This window comes from Bacillota bacterium, assembly GCA_029961055.1.
Lineage (GTDB): Bacteria > Bacillota > Sulfobacillia > JAIMAT01 > JAIMAT01 > JAIMAT01.
Genome location: JASBVM010000048.1, coordinates 65713 through 73392, shown reverse-complemented (window position 1 = coordinate 73392; position 7680 = coordinate 65713). Strand labels below are relative to the sequence as shown.

Sequence of the window (7680 nt, the reverse complement as noted above, 5' to 3'; positions counted from 1 at the left end):
GGAGGGCCGCTGCGCTCCCCCGGGTGAGCGGTGCTTTTTCGACATGATGATGCCTGAGGCAAGATTTGGCCGCGCGAAGCTGCAGACGCGGCAGATGTCAGGACTTTCTGCACGATCGTTCCGAGGTTTCGGGAAGCACTCGGCAGGGGCCAGAAAGGTCATCCGAAGCCACGATGGCCCGCGGAGGGAACGGCATGCACTGCCGCCGCCGGGCCTCCCCGATGGGGCGATGCCCGGATGCGGATGCCTGCTGGATGCGGCTGCCTCTCTGGAATGCCGGTGGTGGTGGGCGAAGCAGGGTTCGAACCTGCGACCCCCCGCGTGTAAGGCGGGTGCTCTACCGCTGAGCTATTCGCCCCGGAAACGCCCGACAGCCGACGGCCGAGGAGCCGGCGAGCCGGGGGACCAGCGAAAGGAAGCACCCCGAGTCTACCACACCTGGGGGCACCGCCGCCTCCGTTCACCAGACCCGGACGATCCAGGTGCTGGGGTGTTTCTCGGCGTCCAAGGCGCCTACGACGAGCCGGTTCCGATCGAGCCAGACGGGAATCTGCGCCAGGTCCAGGCGGAGGGCCGGAGAGGGCGGAACGAAGACCTGCGCCGCGCCCCCCGCCGGATGGCGACCGCTCACGTCCAGGACCACCAGCGCGGTCCGGCCCCCGGGGGCTCCGGAGTACCCGATATAGGCCAGCCGCTTCCCTCCCGGCGCCCACGTCCCCCGCACCACCGGCTCGGGCGTGCCGGGACCGGTCAGGCGGCTGGGCTGCCTGCCCTCGCCGTCCGCCGCCCAGAGCTCCGGCCGGACCTGCCCGCCGGGTCCTAGCCGCCGGAAGAGGAGATGACGGCCGTCGGGGGAGACGGCCACCACCTGGACGCCGTGGAGGAGGACGCGGATCCGGCCCGATCCGGAGAGCGCCCGGAGCTCCCCCCGGCTCGAACCCACCAGCAGCTCGCCGCGGTCATTCCAGCCGGCCAGATAGAGGCTCTCGCGTCCCTCCGGCGCGAGGACGCGACGCTCGTGGCCGGTGCGGACGTCCACCGACCAGACGGTGTAGGCGGCGCCGCCCCGATCCCGGTTCGACAGGAAGTAAACCTGCCGCCCATCGGGGGACCAGATCGGTTCCGCCGCCCAGACGACGCCCGCCACAGCCTCGCCGCGGCGCCCGGGTCCGACCAGGAGGCGGGGTTCCAGCGCGTCGCGGCGCACCAGCCAGAGGCTGGTGTCGGGAGCGACCCGGACCGCCGCCTCCTCCCCGGGCGCCAGGAGCAGCGGGCTGCCCCCGGCTGCCTCGACACCGTCCCGGAGCGTCGGCGCCATGCCGGACGTGAGCAGGGCGCCGCCAGGCACCGCGTCGGAGGGGACCGGGCGGAGGAGCGGCGGAAGCGCACCGAAGGCCCAGCTCTGCAGGTGGAGAACGCCGTCGAGCGCCTGGCCGGCCGGGGTGGCGGCGCGAAGAAAGAGCCCGTCCGGAGGAGAGGGCAGCGCCTGGAACAGGCTGATGCTCCCCACCGGCTGCCAGCGGGCGCTGCCCCACCAGAGCCTGGGCAGGGCGAGCAGCGCCAGGGCCAGCAGGAGACGCCCCAGAAGCCTCCGGTGCCCCCGGGAAAGAGCGGTCGGCGCCCAGCCGCCCCCGGGTCGGCCGGCCAGAAGGATCGCCGCGCGCACGGCCTCCCCTCCTTCCTGCCTGGCACGGGTATGCCGGCGGGTGCGCTGTCTATGCCTCGGCGGCAGCACGGAAAGCGGAATGGGAGCAGGAGCCGGTCGCCGCAGCATCCAATTCAGTGAAAGCGGGCTTCTCTCTGTGAAGCCTGCCTGCTTTGTCGCCGGATCCCTGTGACAGCCCGAAAGGAGGAGGGAGCTCGTGGGCGAGAAGGTCACCGTCAGCGTGATCAAGGCGGACATCGGCGGCTTCGTGGGCCACGGGGCGGTCCACCCCGACACGCTGGAGTACGCCCGGGAGGCGCTGGCGGCGGAGAAGGGCCGCTTGCTGGTGGACTTCAGCGTCTCCTCGGTGGGGGACGACATCAACCTGGTTCTCACCCACCGGCGGGGCGTCAACGACCCGGCAGTCCACCAGCTGGCCTGGGAGACGTTCCGCGGCTGCACGGACGTGGCCAAGCGGCTGAAGCTCTACGGGGCCGGTCAGGACCTCCTGGCCGACGCCTTCTCGGGCAACATCCGGGGGCTGGGGCCCGGGATCGCGGAGATGGAGTTCGAGGAGCGACCCAGCGAGCCGCTGGTGATTTTCATGGCCGACAAGACCGAGCCGGGCGCCTGGAACCTCCCGCTCTACCGGATCTTCGCCGACCCCTTCAACACGCCGGGCCTGGTCATCGACCCGAAGATGCACAGCGGGTTCACCTTCGAGGTCCACGATCTCCGGGAGGACAAGGTGATCCGCCTCGATTGCCCCGAGGAGAGCTACGACCTGCTGGCCTTCATCGGGACGCCCGGCCGCTTCGTGATCAGCGCCGTCTACTCCCGCGGGCTGGGAGAGGTGGCCGCGGTGGCCACCACCCAACGGCTCAACCTGATCGCGGGGCGATACGTGGGCAAGGATGACCCCTCCATGATCGTCCGCTGCCAGAGCGGGCTGCCCGCCGTGGGCGAGGTGCTGGAGGCCTTCAGCACACCCCACCTGGTGGGCGGTTGGATGCGCGGCTCCTTTGTCGGTCCCCTGATGCCGTGCGCCGTCGACCAGGCCCACCCCACCCGCTACGACGGGCCGCCCCGGGTGATCGCCCTGGGTTACCAGCTGGCGGAGGGCGAGCTGATCGGCCCGCGGGACATGTTCGCAGACGTCGCCTTCGACGAGGCGCGCCGACTGGCCAACGAGATCGCCGGCTACATCCGGCGGCAGGGCCCCTTCGAACCCCACCGGTTGCCGGCCGAGGACATGGAGTACACCACCATGCCGCAGGTCATGGACCGGCTGGCGGAGCGCTTCGTGCCGGCGGAGCGGCCGGCGACCCAGGCCCGGGAGGCGGATCTGTAGCGCCCCCGCCAGCGGCCGGCGGATCGCCGGCCGCGACGCCCGCTGCAAGGAGCGAAGCAGGACGGCGAACCCCGCCGACACCCGGCGGGGTTCGCGTTCGCTTCGCATCGCCCGCCGGCCCCGCCGGCACGGGAAGACGCGGCTAGTCGAGCGGGATCCGCTCGCGCAGGAAGGCGTGCCGCCGTTCCACCCAGCTCTGGAGTTCCCCTTCCAGCTGCTCCAGCCGGTGCTGGGCGTTCTCCCGGGCATTCCGGCAGAACTGGATCTCCTGTTCCACGCTGCGAAGCGTGGATCGCTGCCCGTCGCCGCCCAGCAGCTCCGCCAGCGCCAACAGGTTGAGCTGGGCCGCGCGGGCCGCTTTCTCCGCCCCGTCCTGGAGCGTCCGCAACGCACGCTGAATCCGCTCCCGCTCCGCCGAGCGCTGGCTGGCGTCCATCGAACGGTAGGCGATCTCCCACTCCAGCACCTCGGCGCTCCGCCTCCCGGAGTCCTCGGCGGCCACCCAGGCCTCGACCTGGTCGCGGAGCATCTGCTCCCGCACGGCCGACTGCGCCTCCTCGTCGCGCAGCCGCTGCCGCCGCCGCTGCAGCTCGGCCAGCTGCCAGGTGAGCCGGTCGACCTCCTCCTCGAGCCGGTCGATCTCCCGTTGGAGGCGGCGGATGTGGCGGTCGAAACTGCCTTGTTTACGATGGCGCCAGATCTCGACCGTGACGTAGGCGATCAGAATGTAGGCCGGCCCTCCCACCGCGACGGTCAGGGCCAGCGGTTGCCAGGCCGGGGCGTGAGGAAGAAGGCGCCAGGCCAGCAGCGCGGCGCCCCCCGCCACCGCGAGGCCCTCCACCGCCAGGGTCCGCCGGCTGGACGGGGTGTGCTGGAAGCGGTTCTTCACGTGGTCGGCCAGCAGCAGGAGGATGAGGATCACCGCGGTGAACATGACGAACAGCCACGGCATGCGGCCACCTCCCTGCTGGCTGCAATTATAGGGCAGTCACATCGACCGACGGTCCCCGGACCCCTGGAAGCCGCCCCACGGAACCCCAGCGACCTGGTGAATGGAGGAGCGAGGCTCCTCCACAGACTAGGTCCCCGGGAGGCTGGCGGAGCATGGATCCCATCGAGCGCGGTCGGTCCTCTTCTTCTTCGCCTTCTCCGTCGCATTCGTCGCATCAGGAAGCCGCCGCCGGGCGACCTCCCTACACCCCCCTCAGCGAGCGGCGGGGTTTCCGGCTAAGGCTGGGCGACATGGAGCTGGGCCGGATCCTCGAGCGCGAAGCCGGCCCCGCGGGGGAGGGCCGGCCGCCCGTCCGTCCCGGCGAGGACAGCCTCGCCGGGAACCGCGCCGGGCTGCCCCGAGGCCCCCGCCAGGAGCGGGCGGAAGAGCCCGACCAGATGGAGTGAGCCCGTGACCAGGATGCGGTCGCCCGGCGCGGCCCAGGCCCGGATCTGGGCCAGGGCTTCCTCGGCCGAGGCGGCCGCGCCCAGCGGGGTCCGGCCGCCCGCGTCGTGCCAGAGGCGCAGGAGGCGCTCCGGCGGGTGGAAGGTGAAGCCCGCCTGCCGGCCTCCCAGGGCGAGGAGTCGTCCGCCGGCCGGTGCCAGCGCGCGCACCACCCCGGCCGCATCCTTGTCGCTGCCGATGGCCAGCACCGTCGCCCGCACGCCGCCGCTCCCCCGCAGCCAGCGGCCCAGCGCACCGGCCGCGTGCGGGTTGTGCGCCCCGTCCAGCACCCAGAGCCGGCCTCCTTCCACGAAGGGTTCCAGCCTGCCGGGCCAGGCGACCCGGCAGAGGCCCGCCCGGACCGCCTCGGGATCGACCGCCACGCCCACCCCCGCCAGCGCCTCGGCCAGGGCGACCGCGACGGCTGCGTTCCCGGCCTGGTGCGCCCCCGCCAGCGGGACCTGCAAGCCCTTCAGCGACCAGCGCGGCCCCCGGTAGTCGAAGAGCACTCCGCCCAGGCCGTCCCCGGGTGCGAAGCGGTCCAGGAGACGGCGGAGCTTCACCCGGAAGTCGCGGTTGCCCAGGCGGAGGCGGCCGCCTGCGGCGGCCACCGCCGCCTCCAGCGCCGACCGCACCGGTGGGCGTTGCGGCGCGCTGACCGCCTCCGCCCCCCGTTTGGCGATGCCGGCCTTGTCGCGGCCGATGGCGGCGAGGGTGCGGCCGAGGATGCGCGTGTGGTCGAGGCCGACCGGTGTCCAGGCCACCGCCCGCGGAGCCTCCACGGCGTTGGTCGGATCGAAGCGCCCGCCCAGTCCGGTCTCCTGGACCAGCCACTCCGCGCCCGCCGAAGCCGCGAGCCACCAGGCGGCCGCCGTCAGCAGCTCGGACTGGAGGAGCTCCCGCTCCCCCGTCCGCCGGCTGCGGCGGTCGGCCCGCTCCACCACCTCCAGCGCCGCCCAGAGCGTCCCGCTCCCCACCGGGCGGCCTCCGACGCGGATCCGCTCCTCCCAGCCGACCAGGTGGGGCGAGGTGAAGAGGGCCACCCGGTGGCCGGCGGCAGCCAGGATGGAGGCCACCATGGCGGAGACGGAGCCCTTCCCGTTCGTCCCGGCCAGGTGGACCACCGAGAGCCGGCGCTCGGGGTGGCCCAGCGCCTCGGCCAGCCTCCGCATCCGCTCCAGCCCGGGCGGGCTGGCGAAGCGCGGGGCGGCTGCCAGCCGGGCGGCCACCCGGGCGGCCGCCCCCCCTTCGACCCCTTCGCCCTCACCCAAGCCGGCCGTACGCCTCCAGAAGCTGCCCGATCACGGCGCGGTTGAGGCGCGCGCCCAGCGGGTGGCGGGAGCGGTAGGCGTCCAGCGCCCGGAGGTCGAGCACGGCCGCGGCCACTCCTTCCTGGTAGGGATCCTCCAGCCGGTCGAGCACGCCATCGCCCCCCGGCGACAGCTCCAGGGGCGCGAAGATGCCGCTCCGCCCGCTCAGCTCCACCCCCAGGAAGCTTCCCACCATGGAGGCCTGTACCCCGTACACCTGACTCTCCTGCACCCGCGGCCAGATCCCGCGGGCGGAGGTCCACTCGTTGTACGGGTGCTCCGGGTTGGCGCTGGGGATGACCACCACGTCGGCCCCGAGGCCGCGGGCGATGCGGAAGGTCTCGAAGTAGGTGGCGTCCATGCAGACCGGCTGGGCGAGCCGTCCCCAGGGCAGCTCCCAGACCTGGAGCTCCCGGCCGGGGACGAGGCCCCAGGCGGCCTCGAGGGGAAGCAGGTGCGCCTTCGCCTGTCGGCCGACCAGGCGGCCGTCGGGGGCGAAGAGGTGGGCCACATTATAGACGCAGCCGTCCCCGCCTGGCAGGTTGGCGCTCCCGGCCGCCACCCAGGCGCCCGTCTCCCGGGCCAGCGCAGCGAAGACGCGGGTGTACAGCTCCTCCGCCGCCGGGCCGACCGCGGCGAAGACGTCGGCCACCCGCGGCGCCTCCTCCGCGGGGATCTCGCCGCGCAGGGCCCGCTCCGCCCGGACGGCCAGCGCGTCGATGTCGGGAAGGAGTCCGACCAGACCCGTGGCCACGTCCTCGGGGAAGGCGATCAGCGCCGGTCCTGCCGCGAGGCCGGCCACCCTGGCGGGCGGCTCCAGACCGGCCAGGCGGCGGGCGGCGCGCAGGCCCAGGTCGCGCACCTGCCGCGCCCAGTCCGCGGCGCGCCGGTGAAGCCGGAGCTCCATCTGCACCGCCGCCACCCGCACAAGCCCTCGCGACGCCCGCCCCTCGGGGCGGGGGGCTGCCTCCGGCTCGCCGGCCGCGGCGCCGGCGGTGAAGCCGGCGAAGCCGGCCTCGCCCAGGGCCGCCTCCGCCACGCCCGGCGCCAAGCGGAAGAGCGGCGCCCCCCCGGAGACCGGAAGCAGCTCGCTCCCGGGGGACCCCCTTCCTTCCTCGCCATGACTCACCGACGTTCGCCTCCCGTCAGCCGTTCGTAGGCCTCCGCCAGGCGCGCCCGGTAGAGCGCAGGGTTGAGGAAGCGCTCGAGCGGATAGGCGTTCCGGATCGACGCCAGCTGGCCGGGATCGAGCCAGGCCGCCGCCGGCCGCTCGGGGTCCGGGCTCCAGTCGAGCCAGCCGCGGCCCCCGGGGGTGATCTCGCAGGGCGCCCAGACCGCCGGCCGGCCGTCGGAGGAGCGCCCCGCCAGCTGGCCGCAGAGCGGGCTCTCCACGGCGAAGACCTGGTTCTGCTGGACTTCCTGCCAACCGCCGGCCACTTGCGCCCAGCCCGCGGCACCGCCCGGAAGCGGCGCCGCCGCCGTCCCCGGGGCCCCCGCCCCGTCCGCCCCCGCGGGCCGCCCGGGCGGGTAGAGGCTCGCCACCGCCAGCAGGCGCGCCCCGCGCAGCGCGGCCAGGCGCGCCACCTCCGGCCAGAGGATGTCCTCCCCCACCACCAGCGCCGCCGGCCAACCCGCCAGGTCGAAGAGCGCCAGTTCCCCGCCCGGCGCCCAGCCCTCGGGCGGGAAGAGCTCGTCCTGCACGGCCACCGGTCCTCCCTCCGGCCCGAAGCAGGCGGCCGAGAGGAGCCGGCGGCCGGCCTCCCGCCGCGCCCCGGCCACCACCACCCACAGCCCGCGGCCGCGCGCCACCGCTTCCGCCTCGCGCAGCAGCCCGCTCCAGTCGCGGGGCGAGGGGGCGGCCACCACCAGCGCCCCCGCCTCCAGGCCGGCGGGCAGCCGGCGGAGATCGGGGACCGCCACCCCGTAGAGCCGATCCAAC

General features: G+C 74.4%; 6 protein-coding genes and 1 tRNA gene. 1 reads left to right on the top strand and 6 read right to left on the bottom strand.

The window, feature by feature from the left end; all coding sequences use genetic code 11:
* Window positions 1-283: 283 nt before the first annotated feature.
* Both QJR14_10205 and QJR14_10200 read right to left on the bottom strand, forming a co-directional pair.
* Window positions 284-358, bottom strand: a tRNA-Val gene (locus QJR14_10205).
* A 102-nt stretch (window positions 359-460) separates the two neighbouring features.
* Window positions 461-1666 (bottom strand): hypothetical protein, encoded by a 1206-nt coding sequence (locus tag QJR14_10200; protein ID MDI3317970.1) that lies wholly within the window; start codon window positions 1664-1666, stop codon window positions 461-463.
* 196 nt (window positions 1667-1862) lie between these two features.
* Between QJR14_10200 and fbp the strand changes: the two genes are divergently transcribed.
* Window positions 1863-2996 (top strand): fructose-1,6-bisphosphate aldolase/phosphatase, encoded by a 1134-nt coding sequence (fbp, locus tag QJR14_10195; protein MDI3317969.1) that lies wholly within the window; start codon window positions 1863-1865, stop codon window positions 2994-2996.
* A 142-nt stretch (window positions 2997-3138) separates the two neighbouring features.
* Here fbp and QJR14_10190 read toward each other — a convergent pair whose 3' ends face one another.
* The 4 genes from QJR14_10190 to QJR14_10175 all read right to left on the bottom strand — a co-directional run bounded on the left by QJR14_10190 (window position 3139) and on the right by QJR14_10175 (window position 7679).
* The gene (locus QJR14_10190) at window positions 3139-3948 is read right to left on the bottom strand and encodes a hypothetical protein (protein ID MDI3317968.1); all 810 of its coding nucleotides are present in this window, start codon (window positions 3946-3948) and stop codon (window positions 3139-3141) included.
* 275 nt (window positions 3949-4223) lie between these two features.
* Window positions 4224-5702 carry a bifunctional folylpolyglutamate synthase/dihydrofolate synthase gene (locus tag QJR14_10185; GenBank protein ID MDI3317967.1) on the bottom strand — a complete coding sequence of 493 codons (1479 nt, stop codon included), beginning with the start codon at window positions 5700-5702 and terminating at the stop codon, window positions 4224-4226.
* A complete protein-coding gene (locus QJR14_10180; protein ID MDI3317966.1) occupies window positions 5695-6870 on the bottom strand; it encodes a nitrilase-related carbon-nitrogen hydrolase in 1176 nt (391 codons plus the stop codon). The genes QJR14_10185 and QJR14_10180 overlap by 8 nt, the downstream gene beginning before the upstream one ends.
* Entirely contained in the window at window positions 6867-7679 is an 813-nt protein-coding gene (locus tag QJR14_10175) for a hypothetical protein (protein MDI3317965.1), read from the bottom strand. Before QJR14_10175 ends, QJR14_10180 begins: the two co-directional genes overlap by 4 nt.
* Window position 7680 lies beyond the last annotated feature (1 nt).

Coding starts and splice junctions, on each gene's coding strand:
- QJR14_10190 (MDI3317968.1), bottom strand. CDS start 3,948: ATGCCGTGGCTGTTCGTCATGTTCACCGCGGTGATCCTCATCCTCCTG.